This window comes from Prolixibacteraceae bacterium, from assembly GCA_019720755.1.
In the GTDB taxonomy this organism is placed as follows: domain Bacteria; phylum Bacteroidota; class Bacteroidia; order Bacteroidales; family Prolixibacteraceae; genus Halosquirtibacter; species Halosquirtibacter laminarini.
Genome location: CP081303.1, coordinates 1405071 through 1426512, shown reverse-complemented (window position 1 = coordinate 1426512; position 21442 = coordinate 1405071). Strand labels below are relative to the sequence as shown.

Annotated in this window: 21 protein-coding genes; 9 read left to right on the top strand and 12 right to left on the bottom strand. The window is 33.9% G+C overall.

The genetic code is table 11. The features are described 5' to 3' along the window. Positions 1–6 precede the first annotated feature (6 nt). The 6 genes from K4L44_05805 (at position 7) to K4L44_05780 (ending at position 2972) form a co-directional block, all read left to right on the top strand. The gene (locus tag K4L44_05805; GenBank protein ID QZE15346.1) at positions 7–315 is read left to right on the top strand and encodes a hypothetical protein; all 309 of its coding nucleotides are present in this window, start codon (positions 7–9) and stop codon (positions 313–315) included. Further along, positions 281–730, top strand: coding sequence for a hypothetical protein (locus K4L44_05800; GenBank protein QZE15345.1), 450 nt, complete (start codon positions 281–283; stop codon positions 728–730). Before K4L44_05805 ends, K4L44_05800 begins: the two co-directional genes overlap by 35 nt. A gap of 2 nt (positions 731–732) precedes the next feature. Further along, on the top strand, positions 733–1029 hold the full coding sequence (locus tag K4L44_05795; protein ID QZE15344.1) for a hypothetical protein: 297 nt from the start codon (positions 733–735) through the stop codon (positions 1027–1029). A 145-nt stretch (positions 1030–1174) separates the two neighbouring features. Further along, positions 1175–2011, top strand: coding sequence for a DNA adenine methylase (locus K4L44_05790; GenBank protein ID QZE15343.1), 837 nt, complete (start codon positions 1175–1177; stop codon positions 2009–2011). A 5-nt stretch (positions 2012–2016) separates the two neighbouring features. Further along, positions 2017–2220, top strand: coding sequence for a YodC family protein (locus K4L44_05785; GenBank protein ID QZE15342.1), 204 nt, complete (start codon positions 2017–2019; stop codon positions 2218–2220). Positions 2221–2360: 140 nt separating this feature from the next. Further along, on the top strand, positions 2361–2972 hold the full coding sequence (locus K4L44_05780; GenBank protein ID QZE15341.1) for a superinfection exclusion B family protein: 612 nt from the start codon (positions 2361–2363) through the stop codon (positions 2970–2972). 602 nt (positions 2973–3574) lie between these two features. Here K4L44_05780 and K4L44_05775 read toward each other — a convergent pair. The 4 genes from K4L44_05775 to K4L44_05760 are packed head-to-tail and all read right to left on the bottom strand — an operon-like array spanning position 3575 to position 6239. After that, positions 3575–4036: a hypothetical protein gene (locus tag K4L44_05775; GenBank protein QZE15340.1), complete on the bottom strand. Its 462-nt coding sequence runs from the start codon at positions 4034–4036 to the stop codon at positions 3575–3577. A 33-nt stretch (positions 4037–4069) separates the two neighbouring features. Then, positions 4070–5578 carry an IS66 family transposase gene (locus K4L44_05770; protein ID QZE15339.1) on the bottom strand — a complete coding sequence of 503 codons (1509 nt, stop codon included), beginning with the start codon at positions 5576–5578 and terminating at the stop codon, positions 4070–4072. A 23-nt stretch (positions 5579–5601) separates the two neighbouring features. After that, a complete protein-coding gene (gene tnpB, locus K4L44_05765; GenBank protein QZE15338.1) occupies positions 5602–5946 on the bottom strand; it encodes an IS66 family insertion sequence element accessory protein TnpB in 345 nt (114 codons plus the stop codon). Continuing rightward, on the bottom strand, positions 5946–6239 hold the full coding sequence (locus K4L44_05760) for a hypothetical protein (GenBank protein QZE15337.1): 294 nt from the start codon (positions 6237–6239) through the stop codon (positions 5946–5948). Before K4L44_05760 ends, tnpB begins: the two co-directional genes overlap by 1 nt. Before the next feature lie 324 nt (positions 6240–6563). Here K4L44_05760 and K4L44_05755 point away from each other — a divergent pair, with 324 nt between their 5' ends. Next, positions 6564–7832, top strand: a complete 1269-nt coding sequence (locus K4L44_05755; protein QZE15336.1) for an ATP-binding protein — start codon at positions 6564–6566, stop codon at positions 7830–7832. Positions 7833–7910: 78 nt separating this feature from the next. Here the strand turns inward: K4L44_05755 and K4L44_05750 are convergent, their stop codons facing one another. Next, positions 7911–9338, bottom strand: coding sequence for an IS66 family transposase (locus tag K4L44_05750; protein QZE15335.1), 1428 nt, complete (start codon positions 9336–9338; stop codon positions 7911–7913). A gap of 292 nt (positions 9339–9630) precedes the next feature. Between K4L44_05750 and K4L44_05745 the strand changes: the two genes are divergently transcribed. Then, positions 9631–10404 (top strand): RloB family protein, encoded by a 774-nt coding sequence (locus K4L44_05745; protein ID QZE15959.1) that lies wholly within the window; start codon positions 9631–9633, stop codon positions 10402–10404. Positions 10405–10780: 376 nt separating this feature from the next. On the opposite strand, the gene K4L44_05740 is transcribed toward K4L44_05745, so the two are convergent. From K4L44_05740 to K4L44_05715, 6 genes are all read right to left on the bottom strand, one after another. Continuing rightward, the gene (locus tag K4L44_05740) at positions 10781–11389 is read right to left on the bottom strand and encodes an RloB family protein (GenBank protein ID QZE15334.1); all 609 of its coding nucleotides are present in this window, start codon (positions 11387–11389) and stop codon (positions 10781–10783) included. After that, positions 11376–12704, bottom strand: a complete 1329-nt coding sequence (locus tag K4L44_05735; protein ID QZE15333.1) for an ATP-binding protein — start codon at positions 12702–12704, stop codon at positions 11376–11378. Before K4L44_05735 ends, K4L44_05740 begins: the two co-directional genes overlap by 14 nt. Before the next feature lie 320 nt (positions 12705–13024). Continuing rightward, positions 13025–14602: a hypothetical protein gene (locus K4L44_05730; protein QZE15332.1), complete on the bottom strand. Its 1578-nt coding sequence runs from the start codon at positions 14600–14602 to the stop codon at positions 13025–13027. Positions 14603–14994: 392 nt separating this feature from the next. Continuing rightward, positions 14995–16311 carry a Fic family protein gene (locus tag K4L44_05725; protein ID QZE15331.1) on the bottom strand — a complete coding sequence of 439 codons (1317 nt, stop codon included), beginning with the start codon at positions 16309–16311 and terminating at the stop codon, positions 14995–14997. Positions 16312–16683: 372 nt separating this feature from the next. Further along, entirely contained in the window at positions 16684–17121 is a 438-nt protein-coding gene (locus K4L44_05720; protein QZE15958.1) for a DUF4468 domain-containing protein, read from the bottom strand. A gap of 413 nt (positions 17122–17534) precedes the next feature. Beyond that, positions 17535–18629: a type I restriction enzyme HsdR N-terminal domain-containing protein gene (locus tag K4L44_05715; protein QZE15330.1), complete on the bottom strand. Its 1095-nt coding sequence runs from the start codon at positions 18627–18629 to the stop codon at positions 17535–17537. Positions 18630–18841: 212 nt separating this feature from the next. Between K4L44_05715 and K4L44_05710 the strand changes: the two genes are divergently transcribed. Then, the gene (locus K4L44_05710; protein QZE15329.1) at positions 18842–19141 is read left to right on the top strand and encodes a phage terminase family protein; all 300 of its coding nucleotides are present in this window, start codon (positions 18842–18844) and stop codon (positions 19139–19141) included. A gap of 664 nt (positions 19142–19805) precedes the next feature. On the opposite strand, the gene ltrA is transcribed toward K4L44_05710, so the two are convergent. Then, the gene (gene ltrA / locus K4L44_05705) at positions 19806–21041 is read right to left on the bottom strand and encodes a group II intron reverse transcriptase/maturase (GenBank protein QZE15328.1); all 1236 of its coding nucleotides are present in this window, start codon (positions 21039–21041) and stop codon (positions 19806–19808) included. Positions 21042–21442 lie beyond the last annotated feature (401 nt).

Below are 21442 nucleotides of genomic sequence, written 5' to 3'. Positions count from 1 at the left end.
ACAATCATGTCTGACCTTGCTATTTCGCTTATCACTGCTGCCCTTACTGCCTTTCTTGGAACCATCGGATGGATCATCTCGGCACAATTAAAAGCAAACAAAGAGTTCTCACACTCTTTAACCAGACTAAGTGAAGCTTTGCAAGAGTTGTCCAAAACCATCGCTGTCATAGAAGAGAGAGATCGCTCCCACAAACATAGCTGTCAACTATATCGACAAGCTATGAACGAAAAGATATCTAATCTTGAGAAGCAATTTTCAACACCTAAAGCGAAGCCTTATGGAAACAATAAAGAACCTGCAGAAACATTTTGAGTTACAAGAATTGGTGTGTCCAGAAGTATATGAGAAGTATGGCACAAGAGCATGGAACTTTTTTGATCCACGTCTTTTAGAAACACTTCTATTCTTACGTGCGAAGTTAAACAGAGCCTTCTTTGTTAATGATTGGCACTACGATGGAGACCTTTCCCAACGTGGACTAAGATGCAATCTATGTGAATTGGTAGCTACAAAGACACGAAAAGAGAAAGTATATATGTCTGCACATATCCAGGGACAAGCCATTGATTTTGATGTGAAGGGTATGGAGGCTTGGCAAGTACGTAAATATATTATTGAAGAGCTTGCTGACGAACTTCCATATCCGATAAGATTAGAGAACCACGTGCATTGGGTTCACCTTGATGTTCGTGATCAAGGAAGCAAAATTTACCTCTTTAACCCTTAATTATGAAATTCCTAAAACGCCTATTCATGAAAGACAATGTGAAAAACATTACCGATACGGTAAAAAAGACCGCCTCCAAGTTTATCAAAAACAGTGCTACTGGAGACAAACAAGATGCCCGAAGATTTAATCGTAATGGTGGATGGTTGGATCAGAACATTCATGAGCTGGTAATACTGATCATCCTACTATGTGTCATCTTTGGTAAAGCAATTGGTATTCCAGAAGAGACGAACACCAAACTAATAGAATACTTAGGGCTTATTATCGCATTCCTTTTTGGAAGACCAAGAAGGTAAAAAAGTGCCCTAAGCACTTCAAGTTATCTCTCACAATAAAATGATCATACATAGCGTACAAACACACCTAGGGCACTAAATGTCTTATCGTGGTTGTACGCTTTTTTGTGAGAGATAAATTAAAGTTAACAAAAATAAACAAATTATGAAAGCACCTATCAGTTATTATGGTGGGAAACAAAACCTAATCAAAACCATCTTACCTCTATTTCCCATGCACACGCTATATGCAGAACCCTTTATCGGAGGTGGTGCCATCTTCTGGTCTAAGCGTCCCTCTAATATCGAAGTGATCAACGATACCAATAGAGAGCTTATTAACTTCTATGAGGTGATTAAAAATGACTTTGCGACACTATCTACCATGATACGCATATCGTTACACTCACGCTCTCAATTCAACGATGCAAAGGTAATCTATGGAAATCCTCATATGTTTACAAGAGAGAAAAGAGCATGGGCGATATGGGTGATGGCAAACGAGAGTTTTTCTTCCATGTTGGATGGAACCTGGGGATATGATATATCGAAGAACTGCACCTCCAAGAAGATCAATAACAAACGAAATGAGTTCTCTGAAGAGTTGGCCATACGACTCCAGAACGTACAAATAGAATGTACCGATGCACTACGTATCATCAACAGCCGAGATCAAGAAGAGGCATTCTTCTACTGTGATCCTCCATACTTCAACAGCGATTGCGGACACTATGATGGATACAGCAAAGAGGACTTTGAAGCTCTCCTTACGCTCCTATCCTCGATCAAGGGTAAGTTTTTATTGAGTAGTTATCCATCCGACATTCTCTCCGAATACGCAGAGAAACATGGATGGTACCAGAAGCAAATCAAGCAGACCGTTAGTGTAGCCAACAACAATAGTACTGGCAAACCCAACAAATCAAAGATCGAAGTACTCACAGCCAACTACGACTTTGAAGCCCTACATAAACCATCGGATCTATTCACTGACCTCAAGTAAGTATCATGGAAGAATCAAAAGAAATTAAGAAGTTATTTAAACCAGGAGACGTTGTCACTTTAAAAAGTGGCAGCGTCCCCATGACCGTAGAAGTAAATTATCAATCAACACCTACAATGCCCGTAGATGTCTGGTGCGTCTACCATATCAATGGCACCGGTTACACTAGACATCAATATCGACAGGAGATGTTAGAAAAGAAATATTAATGACCTTGAATGAATTCAAGCCATTCTTGATTACTATACAAGGTGTAATCTTACGATAAATTTGATTTTGATTTTTGATAAACTAATGAATTAATAATTATTTTTGATAAACAAATTATTATAAAATTGAATATTGTAATATGGAATGGCTCAAAAACTTAATCGATCTAGATAAAATATCGAATACTACATTATTTATTATAATGGCTATTACTGCATTAAAACTTTTTTATGGAGAAATAATATTCGATTTTTTTAATATTTCAAGTATAGATCCCAAGTATAATCTATATATTTTTATAGCTTTCGTTGTTTCGACACTAATTCTTCTGATAAGATTTGGTAAATACATCAAACAAAAACTAAAAGTTTTTTACAACAAAAGGAAATATAAAAGAAAGCTAAAGAAAACCATCAAGTCATTAGATCCTCACGAAAAATCATTAATTCGAGAATTCTTCTTGTTAGGAAGTAAAAGTATCAAAATGCCAATTAATGACCCTACAGTTTCTGGACTACTTTCAAAAGGTATTATACATACGAACACAGTCATATGTACATCTCAATTTGGTGAATTTTATTCTAACTACAGCTTGAATGATCAAATCCTTGAAAACTTAACATATGAAATAATTGATTTTCCAAAAGCTTTTGAAAATCTAACTGAAGATGACTGGGTTAATTTAAAGAATAATCGTCCTGCTTGGGCAAAAAGACTGCATGAGTACGACTCCATTCTAAACTCATTCTAGTTAAAATGTAATGATACTAGATTAACAAGAAAATCTAAGGTTAAATAATTTCAAATTAAAGTACTTGTGGCATTTCATGAAAGGGAGTACAATCATTGGTGGAGTAATGACATTTTTAATTCCAGAGGTTTATGCCTTAATCTAAACAAAAGAGAAATCTTTAACATTTATTTCATTTGATTGATACTACAAGTGATACCGAAGAAGATAAAACATTAGAATACAATGGTTTACAAAGTCCCCTTGAGATCACCTAAAGCCTGTAAATCAACAATTTACAGGCTTTTTTATTCTGAGTATAACCAAGTTTTTATGTGTTATACTATTCGAGAAGCTTTCTTCTATTGTAATCTACAATACTTCAACTACGATTGTGGACATTATGATGCAATACCAAATAATGAACCTAATTGAATCATTCCATTGTATCTGTATCATCGTATTCTAGGTTATAAAATATCGACGTAGGGTCTACTTTGTCTCATTATTTTTGCCTTGACAGAGGAGATATATTTCTAAAATGTTTGATCCTTCAATTTAGCTCATAATAAGTATGCAGAAAAGAGAACTTTGAAGCCCTACATCAACAAACAGATCTATAATCAACCATATGTCAATAAATATGGTTCCACCCCATAATCTTGACAAGTTGAGATAAAAGAACTCAAAAGCCATAGTAATTGTATTTCATGTAAATTTCCGTCACTACAACTTGTCTTCTCTAACTTAATCTGAAGTTCTTCTTTTGTAAAAGAAGGCATGGCTATAAAAATTCTTTTATGGTAATTAGGATTTGAATAAATTCCTTCAATAACATTCTTGATTACTTCCCAATCATTTCCTTTTCGCACTAGTGATATCTTTGTCTTTTTAGATTCTATATTACCTTTCTTAGGAACTTTATAAAACTCATTTTTCCAACTATTGTTGTATTTATTTTTAAATTCTTCAACTGTTGCGTTAACACGTCCAATATTTTTTAAAGCTTGAGATACGACATCATGTAGTGTACTTGCACTAAATGAATCTTTTTTAAATTTAGAGGTATCCGTTCGGCTACTCACGTATATGAAGATTGATCTTTTTTACTATAAAGATTATTTCCAGTTTTGAGGAAGTAAGTCATCGTATTTCGATGGCTTGGTGTCGGATATACGATTTAAGATATCTGTATACCATGCATGAGGTTCAACGTCTGCCATTTTGCACATTGAAGATAAAGTATAGAACATTGCTGCTCTTTTAGCTCCCTCTTCTGATCCTGCAAAGAGATAGTTTTTACGTCCAATGGCTACTGGGCGTACTTTATTCTCTACATTATTATTGTCGATTATGTAGCTTCCATCTTCTGTATATCGACACAGTTCATCCCATAGATTTAGACTATAGTTGATTGCTTTCCCAATAGGGCTTTTAGGTAATGCTGTAAGAGACTCTTTTTTTAACCATTGACCGAGTTCCTCTAGTATAGGTACAGCAAGTTCTTGTCGAAGAAGATAGGTTTCTTCGATAGACAACTCTTTTTCCTGACTTGTTCTCTCTATCTTATATAGTTCTTGGATTTTTTTCAAAGCATATTCAGCACGAGTTCGATCATTTTCTTTTGCCTCAAAAAATTTCCGTCGAGCATGTGCCATACATGCTAACTTTATAACTTCTTTTTGGCGTCCAAGTTTATGATAACCTTGATATCCATCTGTCTGGAGAACTCCTTTAAACTCTTTTAATGTAGATTCTGGTACAGAACCCCTTCGAGAGTTATCGTAAGTAAATAAACAACTCTTTATATGTGGTGCATAATATATCCAAAAATAACCAAGATGAGTGGCTCCTTGTTTCTTATCTGTTAGAACCTTGATGCTTTTCTCATCGGCTTGAATATAGTCTGACTGGATTACTTTTTTCTCGATATGTTTGTATAGTGGAGAAAGTAGTTCAGCAGCCTTCCTTATCCATCCATTGATGGTTGCTTTAGGAAAATCAATTCCTGATCTTTTAAAGATCCCTTGGGCTCTATAAAGAGGTATATGGTCGTAGAATTTACCAACAATAAATTGACTTATTAATGAGTTTCCCGCCATACATTTGGGGATAAGATCCGACGGAAGCTCGGAGATGATAATGCTATCCTCTTCGAGTAGACGGTATTTAGGACGAACAATTTGTCTTACATAAAGCTTACCTGGACTAAACTCAATCCTCTCTGATATCTCTTCTCCAATACGAGTTGCTCCCTCTGGGACATCATCAGGTTCAATCACTTCTACTTGACGAGGAAGGTCAGAAGGGATACTTTTTCTTTTTGCCTTTTTTTTCTTCTTAACAACCTCAATAACCTCCTCTTCTGGAGAAGATATCTGTAAGTCTTCTAGATTTTTCTCTTCGACTTCAAGAGCTAACTCTAATTGGTTCGGATCTTTATAGGTTTCTTTGGTTGAGCCAAAGATACGTCTTTGAAGATAGGCAATCTGTGCCTTTAAGGATTCTATCTCTTGTTTTAAGTTGGTGTTTTCAGAGTCGACATTAGAGTATTTAGTCATCATCTTTTGGAGTTGGTCCAAAAGATCTTCTTTACTTACATCCTCTATGATATCGCTCTTATTCATGGTTTAAGGATACACATATTTATTTAAATAACATAACGTTTTTGTCTTTTATATTCTTTGACAAGAACACCTTCTATAAGAAGGACAAGATCAGTGTACTCAAGATGCATTGATGTTAAGTCTTTTATTTCAGGAGGTCTAAAGGTTCCTCTCTCTAATCGTTTCACAAAAAGAACAAAACCACCTCTTTCCCATTTAAGTAATTTCATCATGGTACGACGTTTGTTCAGAAAGATAAATACATCTCCCGAAGTAATATTGGCATCAATCTTATTCTGCACCAATCCGGATAATCCATCAAAACTTTTCCTCATATCTGTTGCTTCAGAATAGAGGTGAAAACGATCATTTGAAGATATTGATAACATCAGCCTTGAATCTGGATTAATGATCGAAGCGTCGATATTGTCGTTGCTGAAGAAAGTTGAAGGGTTACACCATTGGGATAAGTGATAACGATCTCTTCTTTTATTTGTGAGGTTTCATTGTCTAATGTGACAAAAAAACCTTGAGTTTCTTTAGAATACTCCTTCTTATATTTTGCCTTCCAATAACTATATACTGATAGTTTTATATTGTTCTGTTTACAGTAATCGATATTGCTTAGTCCACTATTGTGTTGTGCTTCTATGAGATCAAACATCTGTGCTTTTTTACTCATCTATTTCTTTTTTTGATTATGTCTCAAAAATAGAAGGCTTTAAAATAATGCACAAGATGGGGATAACTGAACGCTTACCTTACTTTGCAAAATGGATAAGGGGATATGTAATTCCTGAATTTGAGATTGAGAAGCAACACTTTATTATATACATCATAGGGAATTATTCATCACAATAACGCAAACGTGAAAAACTCACGCTTATGTTTTGATAAGTTTTTTTTATTCATTTACTTTACAACTGTAAAGTAAATAAATAAAACAATGTTACTCAGACTAAATATACAGAATTTTCTTTCATACAATAACGAGGTATCATTCGATATGTTTCCTAATCTAAAAAAGGCTACATTATCTTCTCAAGTATATTCAGATATTAATATTCCTCTTTTAAAACAAGCAGCAATCTTTGGGTCTAATGGTTCTGGTAAATCCAATCTACTAAAAACTATTAATTTCATTAAAGGTATTGCTTTGGATAAAAATTTTCTAGAAAAAGAAAAATTACATAGGTACACTTTTAATCTTAAAGAAGAAACTAAAAGTGAAATAATCATTAGTATTGAGTTTTTAATAATAGATGAAGTATATAAATATAGTTTTGCTATTTCTGAAAATTCGTTTAAAGAAAAATTAGAAACAAAAAAGTTTAACAAGACTGATTTCGGACTCCAATTTGAACGTAATAATCAAGAGATAATATTTGGGGCAGAGGTGAATATAAGTTCTGAAATTATTCAAATAATCTCTCGAACATTAGACAAGAATAATCGATCTTCATTTTTATCAATTTATACGGATGTTTCATTTATTGAAAATATTAATATTGATAAATCAGTAAATTGGATTAAAAATCACATTAAAGTATATCCAATTCACAGAGATTCTAGAGATCTTATTAATGATTATTCTAAGGATGAAAGATTAAACCTATTTGCTCAAAAGATCATCGATAAAGTAAACTTAGGAATACAAAACTTCTTTGTAAAAACAACAGAACTTACTGAATTTATTTCAACTGAAAATGATATTAAAGATACTAATATTATTAAAAACATTTTCAAAAAAGATCCTTCTGCGACGAACTTAATACGATTCAATGGTAAAAAACCAATGTATTTAATTCAAGAAGAAGAAGAGCAACTTTTGGTCAAAGAAATTCTATTTAAACAGAAAGGGATAGATGGCTTTGTTGGCGAACTAGACATGGGGTCTCAATCAGATGGAACAATAACATTTTTAAACCTTATTCGTATAATATATATATTAATTAACAACAAAGACACTATTTTTATTGATGAAATTGAAAATAGTATTCACCCTGAACTAATCTGTAAATTAATTGAATTTTTTGGCAATATTAAAAGTAAGGGACAATTAATATATACAACACACGAAACTGAACTTTTAGATCAAAAAAAATATTTGCGTTCTGATGAGGTTTGGTTTGTAGAGAAAGAAAACGGTGTTTCGGATTTATATTCTCTTAATGAATTTAAAGAACATAATACCATAAATATTAAGAATGGCTATATACAAGGAAGGTATGGAGCCACCCCCAATATTGATAAAATTACCCCTAATCTACCGTAACTACTCAGGTTCATTTATAGTTTAGCCTCCATTCGCTAAAGAATGGAGGTTCAGAAAATATATAATGTGTAAATTATTTTATTGCCAACTGACCTTAAGATGGTTTTGAGATAACCAATGAGCAATCATTCTCACTACACTCTTTCCTTGTTTTTTAAGTGTATCAACAATAGAGCGTAACATGGCATACCTTTGGGCTCCTTCTTCTGTTCGATAACCTGCAGATACTTTTTGTTTTATTTTAATATTACGTATTGACCTTTCGGATGCATTGTTGTCAAAAGGAACTTCGTAATACTCTAAGAAAGTAAACACACTATCAATCCTTTTAATTAATCGACTCCGTAATGTCTTGATCTCATCTAGCTGATCGTCATACTCGTCATTTTTCAACAGTAATAAAAGCTGTTCTTTAAATATTGATTTTTCTTTTAAAGGATATTGGTTCTTGGCTGATTCTCTCTTTAATTTCATGGCTTTATAGAATATATTCAAAATATCCTCTGCCCAACTGTTATTCGTTTGTTGTTTAATGTAGATTAATTCTCGTTGTAAATGTGCTAAACATAGTTGATAATGTTTGGCTGGAGTTTTTAATTGTGAAGCATAACAGTCACTGACTAAGGTCGCATTAATAAATCCTTTTTTAAAATTTTCTACTACAACTTTATACCCTCTAGACTTATTGGCTGTAATGAATGTTACCTCATGATTTTGCCATACCCACATCCATCCTTTGCCTCCATTGATCTTGCAACCTGTTTCGTCTGAGCCAACTACACTGGATTTGGATATCGATTCACGAAGTGATTCATATAAAGGAGTCATCACCTCTTGGGCTTTATTTAAAATATTAGTAATAGTCCCATCTCCAATTTTAAATGATGTTATCTCTTCCACTAGTGAACCAATACGGTTTAAAGGGATATAATGTTCAACATACAAGCTTACAATTAGTGATCGTAAATGAGAACCGTATTGGACAGGTGCTTTTATATTCGAGGGCATAGAACCTTTGTGTAGTTGACCACAACTGCATCTATTTTCATAAAGACGATGCTCCGTGCAGATTTGTTCAAGAACAGGTGGTATGTCAAAAACCTGACGTTTGCATAACAAGCTAGCGTCTTCTTGATTTAATGTATTACCACACTGACATGTCGATGGAGGATAATATGACTCTATGCTTGTTGGAAAATCACTCTGTTGTAATGTCGATCCTTTATGGTTGGGTTGACCTCCGGGTTTCCTAGTGGATTTATTTCGAAGTGATTGATTTTTCTTTACTGTATGTAAATCTCTTGAAGGTGGAAAACTACTATTACTACTGTTTTTATGATTACGCGATAGTTTATCTTCTAGATCCTTTACTTTTTCATGAAGCATAGTATTCTCTTGTGACAAAGCTTGAACTCGTGACATCACTCTGTCTAGCTCTTCCTTTAAGGACTCAACCTGCTTCTTTAAAGCTCTATTTTCTTGTTCTAAACAATCAATTGTTCTCATGACTACAAAGATTCATCGATCTTGACAAATTAGAAAATATTATAACAGAAAGTAATCAACAATACGGCCTATTATTATTAACAATCATCACTAAAACAACGTGTTTGGAACTTTTGTGTGATTATTAGACTCAAAAAGAACCTGAGTAGTTACAATCTACCAATGACAGATAATTGAGAATGAATCAATATACGAAACCCAACAAACAGACAAGACTTAAGAGAAATATTCAAATAAAAGAGCTCCCAAAGAAACGAGAGACAGATATTGACACGACTAAACTCAATCCGTTATATTTAAAAAAACAGGAAAGAAGCCATTTTACAGTATTACTATTGTATGCTGTGCTGAAAAAAAAGAATCCGATTATTTTAACGAATTAAAAAAGAGATGCATCCGTAAAAGATTGAAAGTAATATACGAAAATAATACGTATGGAAGCACTGGAGGTAGCTATAATCAGGTTTGCAACACTGCTATAGACATAAAAAAGGGGCTTCTTGTTGAATATTTGTCTGATGCCTTAACAAGTAGTTCTAATATAACGAACAAGTCCGATTTCAATGATTTACTACATGAACTAGGAATTCTAGTTCAAGATATTGACTTGATTGATTATAGATATTTTGAAATTCTACAATTAACTAGAATTGCTTCATTCATTGAAGATTTCAAAATTGATGACGAAGTTTGTATCGTAACGGATGTTGATCATTTCGAATCAGATATTGTAAATAGAAGAAAAGATTGTGAAGATGCAAAAATCGACGTTTACATTAGCAATCCTTGTTTTGAAGTTTGGCTATATTACAAATTCTACGATACAAAACCTTCTTCAAATTCTATTTTTTTAGATTCCTCCAAATCAAAAGCAACAAATTTTAAAAACTACTTAGCAAACAAGATTAAGGGGGGAGTTAATACAATTGAGGTCGCCAACAGTACTTACATAAATTATGCAATTGATCATTCACGGAAGAATCTAGAGTATAACTCAAATAATATTCCTGATATTTTTTCAACCAATTTATCTGAGTTATGTAATAAAATTATTAAATACATGTAATAGACAATACCTATCCTTTCTTTGAATCCTGTTTTCTACGTTTGTCATAGATCTTACAAATCCTATAGTTATGAAAATAAGAGTCTTACTTGCAAATACATTTACAAGATCGAAAAAAACAATCCGCAAGATGAGAAAGATCATCTAGTTAGATCTTATGACTGGTTACAAAATATCACTCAAGTTGGGGGGACAGTGATTCAAAAAAGATGGCTGTATTTAATGCAATACACATTCTTTACGAAGTTTTAGAAGCCCTTCCAATACGATTATATAAGCAAGAAAATAACAATGAAATCCGACTGTTTTAATTATCTAGAGGATCGAAGCTTGAATACAATAGGAGAATACGAGTACTGTAGATATGAAGAAAATTTTACTTATCGAGTTTGCGAAGTTTTTCTACCAGTTTGAAGACTTCAGCTCTAGGATATCGTTCACTTTTATCGCTTCTTTTATGCTCTAAGGATTTAGCATTGCTTATCGCAGAAGTAATTTTTGGCTCTAAATGATTATAGATATTCTTTTTAATCAGATAATTACGACTTTTAGAATAACTAGGAATATACTTTTTCAAATACGTCTCGACTTCTTTTCCATTCTTAAACAACTTTCCTGTACGTGTAAAATGAGAAACATACCACATTTCAAAGCTTGGGTTATTAATGAGAATTGTAACTCTATCAGGATCAAATCTCCTACATTCACTTTCGAACTTTTGCACATTGCCTTCTTCGATAACTTTATCATAATCGATTAAGCAATAGATATGATCGTGCCCTTCTTCTAATAATTCATCAATTCTATTTAGCACCCTCATATGTCCACCACCTCTTCCAGCCCTACAAGGTAGTTCAGGTTTAATATTATGATTCCTTAAAGATTCGGTTTCTTTCATTTGATTAAAATAGATCTGTTCTGTAGGACCATCGCCTACAATAGCAACAGAATTATTTGTTTTCCTACTTTTTCTATTCCTTGCCATTAGAATAAGTATTTATGAAGTAACTTCCTAAGTTCGGTTTTGCCCCTAACTTACCTATTTTATAAGCATTGATAATGGATGTGCCCTTTCTTAGTGTTGAAGAATCAAAATCATCTAAACTAAATAGATCTGTTGAACCATCAAGTTGCTTCTCGGTAAACCATATCGCATCATTTCTTAACATATCTTTTTCCGATAATAGAAACACATTATGGGTACTTATCAGTAATTGAGAAGATCTAGAATTCACAAGATATGTTAAGATAAAATGTTTCATCAAATCAGGATGTAGAGATGTTTCAATTTCATCGATACAAACCACTTTTTCTTCATCTATTAATGTCGCCAATATACCACTCAGCTCATAATATCTCTTAGTACCTAAAGATTCAAAATCTTTAGAAAGGTGGTATGTCTCAACATTTCCATTGTTGCTAATATTATGGTGAAATATAACATCTTTCTTTACAAACTTTTTTTCTGTCTTTATTTTTTCAATTGCCTCATTCGATATTGGCAACTTATCGATGTTGTCTAATACCTGTTTGCTTATTTCTTCTTCGTCAACGTCAATCTCAATATTATTAATTTGAATATCCGCTTTTCTTATAATATCGATAACCTTTTGTCTAAATCCATTTTCATTCTTCTCAACCCTATCAGATGTCCAACTAAATAAATTATGTTGTGGTTGAATCAACCTCATTAATTCATCTTTAAACCAACCAAAGACCTCATCAAGTTCTGGCGAATTAATATTTGATTTGTTATAAGCACCTAGTACACTGTTATTGCTGATGGTATTTCCACGAAGAATCATTCGATCTTCCTTCAATATTTTTATTGTACTTCCAAAGTTTATTTCAGATATCCTATTTTCAACATTTGTCTCTCTTGTATAAACTACAGCAGAACGCCCTTTCGGTTGATAATCTAGTTCCTCTTTAAGAATTAAATCCTTTGTAAAAACAATCGTATAATTGTACTTTATTTTGTTTTGAATAAAAGACAGATTTAATTCTGAAGGTTGTAAAGGGGTATTTTCGTCAAATAAAAATGGCTCAAAATCAAGCTTATCTGTTTTTTTATCTTCAGGATTAAGAACAAGCTTTCTTAAGAAATCCAAAGCTTTTAATATTGTTGATTTTCCAGAAGCATTTGGACCATATAGAATCGCGAACTTAAGTAATCGTAAACCAGGAATAGGTTCATGAACATAGTAATCTTCAAGGGTATCATCATTAGTTGCCTCAAAGCTTAATGTCTGCTTCGTTTTTATTGGACCAAAGTTGGTAACTGAAAACTCTATTATCATCGCATATCAATTTTAACATCACTTATATGTACTTATACTGCAAATATAGCCATTAAAATCACTGAATCTAAATTTAAATACTCTTTAATTCTCAAATAAGAAGATCTATTTCATAGATGATTCGTTTATTTACAACCATCTTTTATCAAAAGGAGCATCATATATTCTTCAACTCGGAGTCAAACGAAACAAGGTCTATGGACAGATATTTAATAAGAATAAATTGAACGAATACTATTGACAGATGAATTACTAAATATTCACAACCATAGGATATGTCACTCATAAGCCCTCGATTTTTAATCAAAGATTCATGAGATTTAAAGCTCCGCTTCATTATGAACAAGCTCTTCAAAGGTGTCTTCATCCACAATCTGAACAGGAAGGTGTTTTCTTTCGATATAATCAAGTGCTTTTCGGTGTTTGGTACTGAGACCATCTTTGCCTACCACTGTGAGATCTTGTCTCCCTACAACAAGAAAATCTGTCTTCATGGTCACTGTTTTTTCCCACACCCCTCCATGAGAAATAACAATCTGTTCTATCTGTGATCTTGAGTGTGTTTTTAATGATCCTGTTACAACCACCACTTTCCCAGTGATAGGACATTGTTGGATTATATTGTTATCGGGATTGGGAAGAGACAACTCCTCTACTTTCTTGGCTTTATGGATTGCAGAGCAAGGAAGTGTGGTCCCATCAGCTAATATACTTCCAAGCGCCACGCCCGACTTCTCTATGAAGTCTGAGATCTTTGTGATCTCTTGTGATTCGATTGCTTTCAGTAATACTGCAGCTGTAGCTTCGGTATCCGCTTTGGCTCTATGATGATGGTAGTCGATTTGGTGATATCTGCACAAGGTCTCAAGCTTATAGTTCTCTACCCCACTCCATATATTACGAAATAGCACCAAGCTACATAGATACTCAAATGTTGGAACAGAAACTCGATAATAGTCCATGGTAGCCAACAACACCCCGATGTCAAACGGAGCATTATGCGCCACGATGATAGCTCCATCAAGCATCGGCAATGCTTCTTTCCAAACGTGATCGAATGAAGGAGCGTTTACCACATCCTCTTCAAAAATACCATGTACCCGTTTCTGGAAAACACCAAAAGTCTCATAATGGGGTTTGATCAACCACCCTTTGGAGTCCGTGATCTTTCCATTTTCAATGATCGTAACCCCAAGTTCACAAGGGCTATCTTTTTGCCCTGTCGCGGTCTCAAAGTCGATCACTGCAAACTTAAGTTTAGAATCGGGATCTGAGTGAACCTCTTTCTTTCGTCTCTTCTTTACCACTGTAGATTTCTTTGCCTTCAATGCTTTTCTTCTTTGTATTGCTTCAATGTCATCTTCACTATGAACCATTCCTACGAAAATATTTGGTCCCTCTTCAAGCAACTGATAGAAATAGGCCATGGGCATCATTGTTTTCTCATCAATACGCTCAGCCCACAAAGCACCAGAAGCCCCAATACCTCTTCTCATATATCCCAAATGGTTCCACCAACGATCATAACATGCAATGGCATTCTTATCGTGGGGATTGTTCAACTCTCTACGAAGAATCACAGGATCTCCCTCTTTCATACGATGAATATAGTCCATACGATTCTCATAAGTTACTCCCACAATCGTATACGGACTTGGTTTTGAGATAAGATATTCACCACTAGAATACTGATCCACCAGTTGATTCCAAAGATTGACAAAATCTCTTTTTCCTTTGTATATCTTCTTAAATTTCTTTTCAGTATTCGCATTATTGTAGCTGACTACCTCTTTCTTTAGAGACATCCGTCGAAATATAGATCTTACTTTCTTAATAAACCAATAGAGAACTAGAAGATTAAAAAGGACAAGAACAAGCAGCAAAACAATATCAAACATAGCTATAGGTATTAAAGGAATACAAACCATCAGAAGACACAACAGCATAACCAACTAAATAACAACATTTTGAAACACCCCAAACACTATCGCCATAACTATTAAACCTAAAAATTGTTCAATCAGAGAAGGACTTCACCATCTACAGCATACAACATCCTGGTATGATGATATTTAAATGCATTATTCTACATTGTTTCAAGTCATAAATGCAACGCTATATTCTAAATTTAAAGTCTGTTAAATTGAGAAACTATGGGGTACAAAAAAGGAGGATTACTCCTCCTTAACATTAAGTTTTCTGCAACAATATGAACACATGAATTGATTAAGATATACAGTGTATCTATATTTATTTATTTTGATCGCAACCATAATGAGTAGAAATTCATCTACGCTTGCGCAAGCCAGGACTCAATAAAAGCTTTATTATTAAGCTTAACAACTACATTTCGTCCATGTTTGTCCTCTAATAAGAACCCTTGCTTTAGTAGAAGGTTGACATCTTTACGAGCAGTTTGCCTTTCTGTATGATGTACTTCAGCGATCTCTTGAACCGACAACCATTTATCAGGTTTCACATATAGGTAGGATAGTAAATTGATTTGGCGTTCATTTAGAGCAGTAGACCCCATAGCCTTTAATCGTTGACTCTGGCGAGAAATCTTTGCATACATACGATCCATTTCATCCCTCTCATTTTTCTTTTTCTCGTTATACTGAATTAAGTCTTCAAATGCTTTCTCTAATATCTCTAGGGAATAATTGATAAAATATGTCAGATCATTATGATCTAATTCACACTCTATAAAAGACTTATCATATTTTGACCTTGCTTTCTTAATCACCTCTGTCACAGAGAGTAGATGCATAATCCTATACCCTTTTTTAAATAGATACCAATATAGTAATGTCCTTGCAGTACGCCCGTTACCATCTAAAAAAGGGTGGATATACCCGATCATAAAATGGAGTATTGCGGACTTAACAATAGGGTGGATAAAAGGATTATCTTCCTTTATAAAGGTGTACAAATCATCCAATAAAATACGCAATTCAGAAGCCTCTGGAGGGATATGTACTGCTTCAGATTTTATGTTATCCGTAACATACACCTGCTTCTCTCTAATCTGAACTTTATCCGATGATTTCGTATTTTTCACTAAGATCTCCTGAATATCCATTAGAAAAGAATCATCCAGTTCTCTTTGCTGATTATCTACGATAAACTGATAAGCATGAAAGTTATTAAGGATCATCTGTTCAGAGTCGTCTTTAGGCTTCTTCGCTTTATCAATCATTGAAATAGCCTCTTCCGTCGTTGTCGATGCACCCTCAATCTGAGAACTTGATATTGCCTCTAGTTTAAACCGTTTATGCATCAACTTTACAAAATCATCTTGGGGCATGTTCAATCTTGAAATTAATCCATTGAGATGATAACACCTCTCCTGAATCTTGTTTGTAGCCCAATAGCGAAACTGATAGGAGCCAATCTTCAAGGTCTGCGACTTCGTCTTGCGATCTAATTGTACGAGCCCCCAAGCCCTCATTACATCTTTTCCATAGACTTGGTCTCCTTTTACCTTATATTTGAATTTATTCCAATACAGATACTCTTCTTCCATCTTCGACAGAAAAAGATTATGATCTCCTGAGAGATAGTCTGAATACAGATCCTTAAAATCAACTTTTGGTGGAGTCTCCATTGTAATGTGTTAAATATACATACAAATATAACAGATATAACACATAACATCCAAGCAAAGTTTTCTTAAATATTGAAATTAGGTACTATTTAATTTGTCTTCACCCACACAAAAAGAATAAAATATGAGATCGAAGATCTATTATTATTTATACACAGGGCTTGTTTATAAAGCAAAAGTCACCTCTTTTGTACACATCTTTATTCATCCAAGTAGATGGAATTGTACTAATAGAAAGATTAATTCTCTACGAAACAGATCATTTTGCATGAAATGAGATGATCTTTGATTTTTATTCATCTTATAAACAAGCCCTTTTTCTAAATTTAAAGATACTCTATAACCTTACACATATTATATTTTGTTCTCTTCTTACCATTCGTCATCTTGAATAATACTCGTAAAATATTCTTTTATGTAGTTATTATAAAACACTTCTAAGTCCTTCTTTGCTCTTGCAGATTTCAATTTATCATTCTTACCATAAATTCCCAAATGTTCTCCATTAAAACTAAACTTTGTCCATTTTACGTGAAGTGTCTGCATATTTTTTGTATAAGCAGTCAACACAAAACTAGGACTATTAATTCTCACTTTCCCATCTTTAAATTGAAAGGTAATCGTATAATCCATATCAAAAACATGAAAGCTATTTCTTCGTATACTTTTATCAATTACACCGTGAATCGTAATAAGTTGATCTTCAACAGAGCTAATTACATCTTTAGGGCTTTTGTATATTGAATTAAAATAAATGAGAGATTTTTGATATAATACAGACTTAGAAATATTATTCAGTTCAAGAACAATATAGTCTTTATGCGTTTGTACTGATTCAAGACCATTTGCTTTTAGCTCAAATGTATCAACATCTTATCCCAGACTTGAGAAAAGAGTAAAAATAACAAACAAACTAGTAAATAATAGTTTCATAATATTTTAATTATTTTCAATATAATACTTAATTACGTTCATGTACCTTTAAATAGAGAAATACATGAAACCATTTATTAGACTAAAATACTTTCATTTATTCTTCTTTCTAGGTTATCAACATAGAATCATTTAAAAAATAAATATTCAAATACAATTTCTAGGATTCTCATGAATTAAACGCAATATTCATTATACCTGATGTGATTAATATAATAAAAACTCGTATAAAAAATTCCCAGATACAAGTTTTTATGTTTCCTAGAACTAACTAGTTAAATATAAAGCTGTTATTCCGACTCTACAACAAGATACTTTTCAACAGCTTTTATTATCTCTTTGCTGTATTTGTATATGTGAGCAATTTTGCAGATTTGATATTTCTTTTCATTCTTATCTTCGTCAAAGATCCCGATGTATTTTTTCGATCGATGGTTTAGGTATAAGCGACATATTGGTTGTCGGTTATTATCATCAAAAAGGACTCCAAAATAACTTTTTGTATCACGAAAAGCGATATGCTCTTTTTCCACAGTACCATCTAAAATATCCACAATCGCATTATAAGCATCCACTTCTTCTTGGGTAGTTACAATACCTTTATCAGCATCTTCAGCTATAATTATTTCATCAGGGCTAAGATTCTCTTGTGATACCACCTCTTCTTTTTGTTCTATTGTTTGCGAGTTTAATGCACTGTTAAGTCTTTGATTTATGGTCTCGTTTATCTTAGCATTCAATGCTTTTTTTACAATTGGAGTAAATTGATGGGAAACCTTTTCAGTAATTTTTCCTTGATAAACTTGTTTTGTAAAGAAACGTACAAAGTCTGAAGAAGGAGCATTTAATTCATTTTCGAAGTAGTATTTAATGGCATTTAGATACTTCAGTTCACTAGCTGAATCAAATATTTGATCCACATTAAACTCTGACTTATGAAATTTATTCAATTGAGTAAGATCTTGGTCTTTCAAATTTTCAAGGTTCACTTTCAAGAATGGAATTGCATCCATTTTATTTACCTCTTCAAGATCCGTATAAAAGAAATATTCAATTCCATTTGTAAGAATACCAAACTTCGCTTTGGTAAAAGCAAAGTACCTTTCCAATTGGGTATTATGCAAATCAAGATTTTCTTGCCATTTTTTACATTCTATGATAATGATGGGATCATCATCTTTTAAGATGCAATAATCCACTTTCTCACCTTTCTTTGTTGACTGGTCTGCAACATATTCGGGTATGACTTCTAATGGATTAAACACGTCATATCCTAATGCTTGTAAAAATGGCATTACAAATGCATTCTTAGTTGCCTCTTCTGTTTCAATCCTTTCTTTCAAGGTAGATATTCTCTCTATAAGGGAATTAATCTGATCTTTCATTTCGAATATATTTTGAGTTAATAGATCTCAATTTTTGGTAGGTTTTGACTAGTTTATTTAAGTCATTCTCAAGATAAGAATTTTATCGATCAGTAACACACTAACGATTAATATTTTAAAAACAGCATATCTCTTGATCAATACGAAAACTTATTGAAACAATACGACTTAGGGAATAATTTGTTTTAATACCTTTTGAGGGGATCAAGAACATGTCGGAGCCAACCAAAGAACTAGAACGAATTATTTACAAAGGAGAAGCCGACCTGATGAGTGATCCTGTCAAACACTGGATGTTTCGAAATGTGGTGGTCTATAAAGATATCAATGAGAATGTAAAAGCAGACAAGAAACGATCAAGAGATAAGATCGTTGGAGTGATCACCGATACCATTGCCATTGGTTGCTCCATGGCTGGAGCAGAAGACCTTCAAGATTACATTACGTACTTTCTAAAATATATCTCTATGAAATTCAAAGAGAAGCCACAACTGACATCCACCCTGCACTAAGCACACCGTATTATTCGCATGATTACCAGAGAAGGATTTTGCGAGCTCTTTGAGGAAGACCTCAAGAAAGCTCGCAAGGTAGATAATAAAATCACTTATCAAGAAATCTTTGACATGATGAATATGGAATTCTTCATTACTACGGCTAGTTACAGGTATTCAAATTATCATTCATTTACAAGAAAAAAAAGATGACATCTATTTCTCTCTGTATTTAATAAAATATACACATATTTGTTTTACAAAAGTGCTTGTGTTTAATTCCTAGTTGGAAGAAATTAATTTCATCATTGAATATTTCACTTGTTTTACCTAATATAATTAATAGTATGGATGTAATAACAATAGATAATGAAATGATGATGGTTACTCGGTTAGTGCTCTTTATGTGGAATTAATAACCAAAAACAACTAGGGTGTAATATAAGAATCGAGTAGGTAGGGGGATTACTCCCCCGCCCTCTCACACCACCGTACATACTCTCGTATACGGCGGTTTCAATTAACTCTGAACTTTTCGTAGCTTATCGACATATTGTATAGCCCTAATTTATCGAACCATTGCAAACTCATTGCTTGATGTGATTGTCGACTGCTTGACTTACGCCACCAACCCTTACCTGACAGTGCTAGAATCCAACTCTGCCATGTCCGAACTCCTAGATTATTCAGAAATCGTTTTCTTGCATTGCTTCAATCGATAACATCTTAACTTTCTTCGAATCCATGCGTCGATATCATTCAATATACGTTTGCAACTTGCCCATTTAAAATAATTAAACCATCCTCGTAAGATAGGATTAAGTTCTTCTACAACTTGTTTCAGACTTCGTCCTCGGTTACGTTTGGTTACCATTCTTACCTTAGATTTAAGACGCGCGGTTCGAGATCTTCCAATGATAAGTGTTCCGTTGTTTAAGATAGTGTAGCCTAGTAGTTCGGTTTTACTACTCTCACAACTGATACTCTTTTCTTCATTGACTTTTAATTTAAGTTGAGAGGTGAGAAAGTTGCTTATCGATTTCTTTACTCTCTCGCTGGCTCTATGGCTGCGAACAAAAATGCTAAAATCGTCAGCATATCTTACAAAACAATGACCTCTAGATTCTAATTCTTTATCAAGTTCATCTAGTACAACGTTTGACAAAAGTGGTGATAAAGGACTCCCTTGTGGGGTTCCTTTAATTCGTACAGATGTCACTCCCCCTTTCATAATTCCACATTGTAAGTAACGACGGATTAGTAAAAGTAGGCGTTGATCCTCTACTTTATGGCTTAATTTCCATATCAATCGGTCATGGTTCACTTCATCAAAGAAGCTCTTCATATCCATATCGACAACGTAGTACATGTCATCTGAAACATATTCACTCGCTTGTTTTAATGCCTGATGAGCACTACGTTTGGGACGAAATCCATAACTGTAATTTGAAAACTCATTCTCGTAAATAGGAGTTAATACCTGAGAAATAGCTTGTTGAATAACTCGATCCTGAACTGTAGGGATACCTAATTCGCGATCCCCTCCATTGGCTTTCGGAATCATAACACTCCGAACGGATTGAGGATAGTAAGTACCTAGCAAAATATTGTCAACCATTGATTCGCCATATTCGGCGTACCATGTTGAAAATTTTCCAACCGGTACTCTATCTATACCTGCGGATCCTTTGTTTCGTTTCACCTGCTTAAATGCACGATGTAAATTATCGTGCGAACATACAATACCGATCAAGTCGGTAGCTAAGGCTCGTCCTTGTTTATTGACTCGTTTTACTTGCTTCCCCAATGATAGATTCGCGCCCTCTACGTGTTTACGATCTCCATATTGGTGTATAGTGTCCAGCCTCCGTTCCATGAACAGATCTAATTGGTACGCTATGTCTTGCTGATGCTCCATAAAATAAACGTTCGACTGACTGCTCCTTACGTTAATTGATTCAGACCTTCGTTTTCCTAAAAAAAAGAAAACGACTATGTCTTCTGCTGACTTCTCACTCTTATAAGTACCTATGGCCGATTGTCTCCTCTCGGTTTGTTACGGGTGCAACAGGTGGTGAGATCTCTCGGGATAAGGTAATAGACTTTCCTTGCGTATCGCCTGATTTACTGTATGGAGTTACGGTTGAATTTCGGGCGTTCCCAATCTATAGCTCGGTTGCCCGCTCCAAATCAGCCTTATATCAGATTTCTGTGCGTCAATACGTCAAGTTTGCTAATGGCTTCCTTCAGATTTGGAGTCACCTCCAACACCCTTGCCAATTGCTAATGTTTCCTATCAACTCGGCACATACAGAGACT

What these genes read in the sequence shown, in the direction of transcription:
- K4L44_05715 (QZE15330.1), bottom strand. Translation starts at nt 18,629, where the DNA reads ATGAAAGATCAGATTAATTCCCTTATAGAGAGAATATCTACCTTGAAA.
- K4L44_05800 (QZE15345.1), top strand. Translation starts at nt 281, where the DNA reads ATGGAAACAATAAAGAACCTGCAGAAACATTTTGAGTTACAAGAATTG.
- K4L44_05710 (QZE15329.1), top strand. Translation starts at nt 18,842, where the DNA reads ATGTCGGAGCCAACCAAAGAACTAGAACGAATTATTTACAAAGGAGAA.
- K4L44_05740 (QZE15334.1), bottom strand. Translation starts at nt 11,389, where the DNA reads ATGGCAAGGAATAGAAAAAGTAGGAAAACAAATAATTCTGTTGCTATT.
- K4L44_05770 (QZE15339.1), bottom strand. Translation starts at nt 5,578, where the DNA reads ATGAATAAGAGCGATATCATAGAGGATGTAAGTAAAGAAGATCTTTTG.
- K4L44_05790 (QZE15343.1), top strand. Translation starts at nt 1,175, where the DNA reads ATGAAAGCACCTATCAGTTATTATGGTGGGAAACAAAACCTAATCAAA.
- K4L44_05755 (QZE15336.1), top strand. Translation starts at nt 6,564, where the DNA reads ATGTTTCCTAATCTAAAAAAGGCTACATTATCTTCTCAAGTATATTCA.
- K4L44_05760 (QZE15337.1), bottom strand. Translation starts at nt 6,239, where the DNA reads ATGAGTAAAAAAGCACAGATGTTTGATCTCATAGAAGCACAACACAAT.
- K4L44_05730 (QZE15332.1), bottom strand. Translation starts at nt 14,602, where the DNA reads ATGTTTGATATTGTTTTGCTGCTTGTTCTTGTCCTTTTTAATCTTCTA.
- K4L44_05785 (QZE15342.1), top strand. Translation starts at nt 2,017, where the DNA reads ATGGAAGAATCAAAAGAAATTAAGAAGTTATTTAAACCAGGAGACGTT.
- K4L44_05795 (QZE15344.1), top strand. Translation starts at nt 733, where the DNA reads ATGAAATTCCTAAAACGCCTATTCATGAAAGACAATGTGAAAAACATT.
- K4L44_05805 (QZE15346.1), top strand. Translation starts at nt 7, where the DNA reads ATGTCTGACCTTGCTATTTCGCTTATCACTGCTGCCCTTACTGCCTTT.
- tnpB (QZE15338.1), bottom strand. Translation starts at nt 5,946, where the DNA reads ATGTTATCAATATCTTCAAATGATCGTTTTCACCTCTATTCTGAAGCA.
- K4L44_05725 (QZE15331.1), bottom strand. Translation starts at nt 16,311, where the DNA reads ATGGAGACTCCACCAAAAGTTGATTTTAAGGATCTGTATTCAGACTAT.
- K4L44_05780 (QZE15341.1), top strand. Translation starts at nt 2,361, where the DNA reads ATGGAATGGCTCAAAAACTTAATCGATCTAGATAAAATATCGAATACT.
- K4L44_05750 (QZE15335.1), bottom strand. Translation starts at nt 9,338, where the DNA reads ATGAGAACAATTGATTGTTTAGAACAAGAAAATAGAGCTTTAAAGAAG.
- ltrA (QZE15328.1), bottom strand. Translation starts at nt 21,041, where the DNA reads ATGGAGCATCAGCAAGACATAGCGTACCAATTAGATCTGTTCATGGAA.
- K4L44_05735 (QZE15333.1), bottom strand. Translation starts at nt 12,704, where the DNA reads ATGATAATAGAGTTTTCAGTTACCAACTTTGGTCCAATAAAAACGAAG.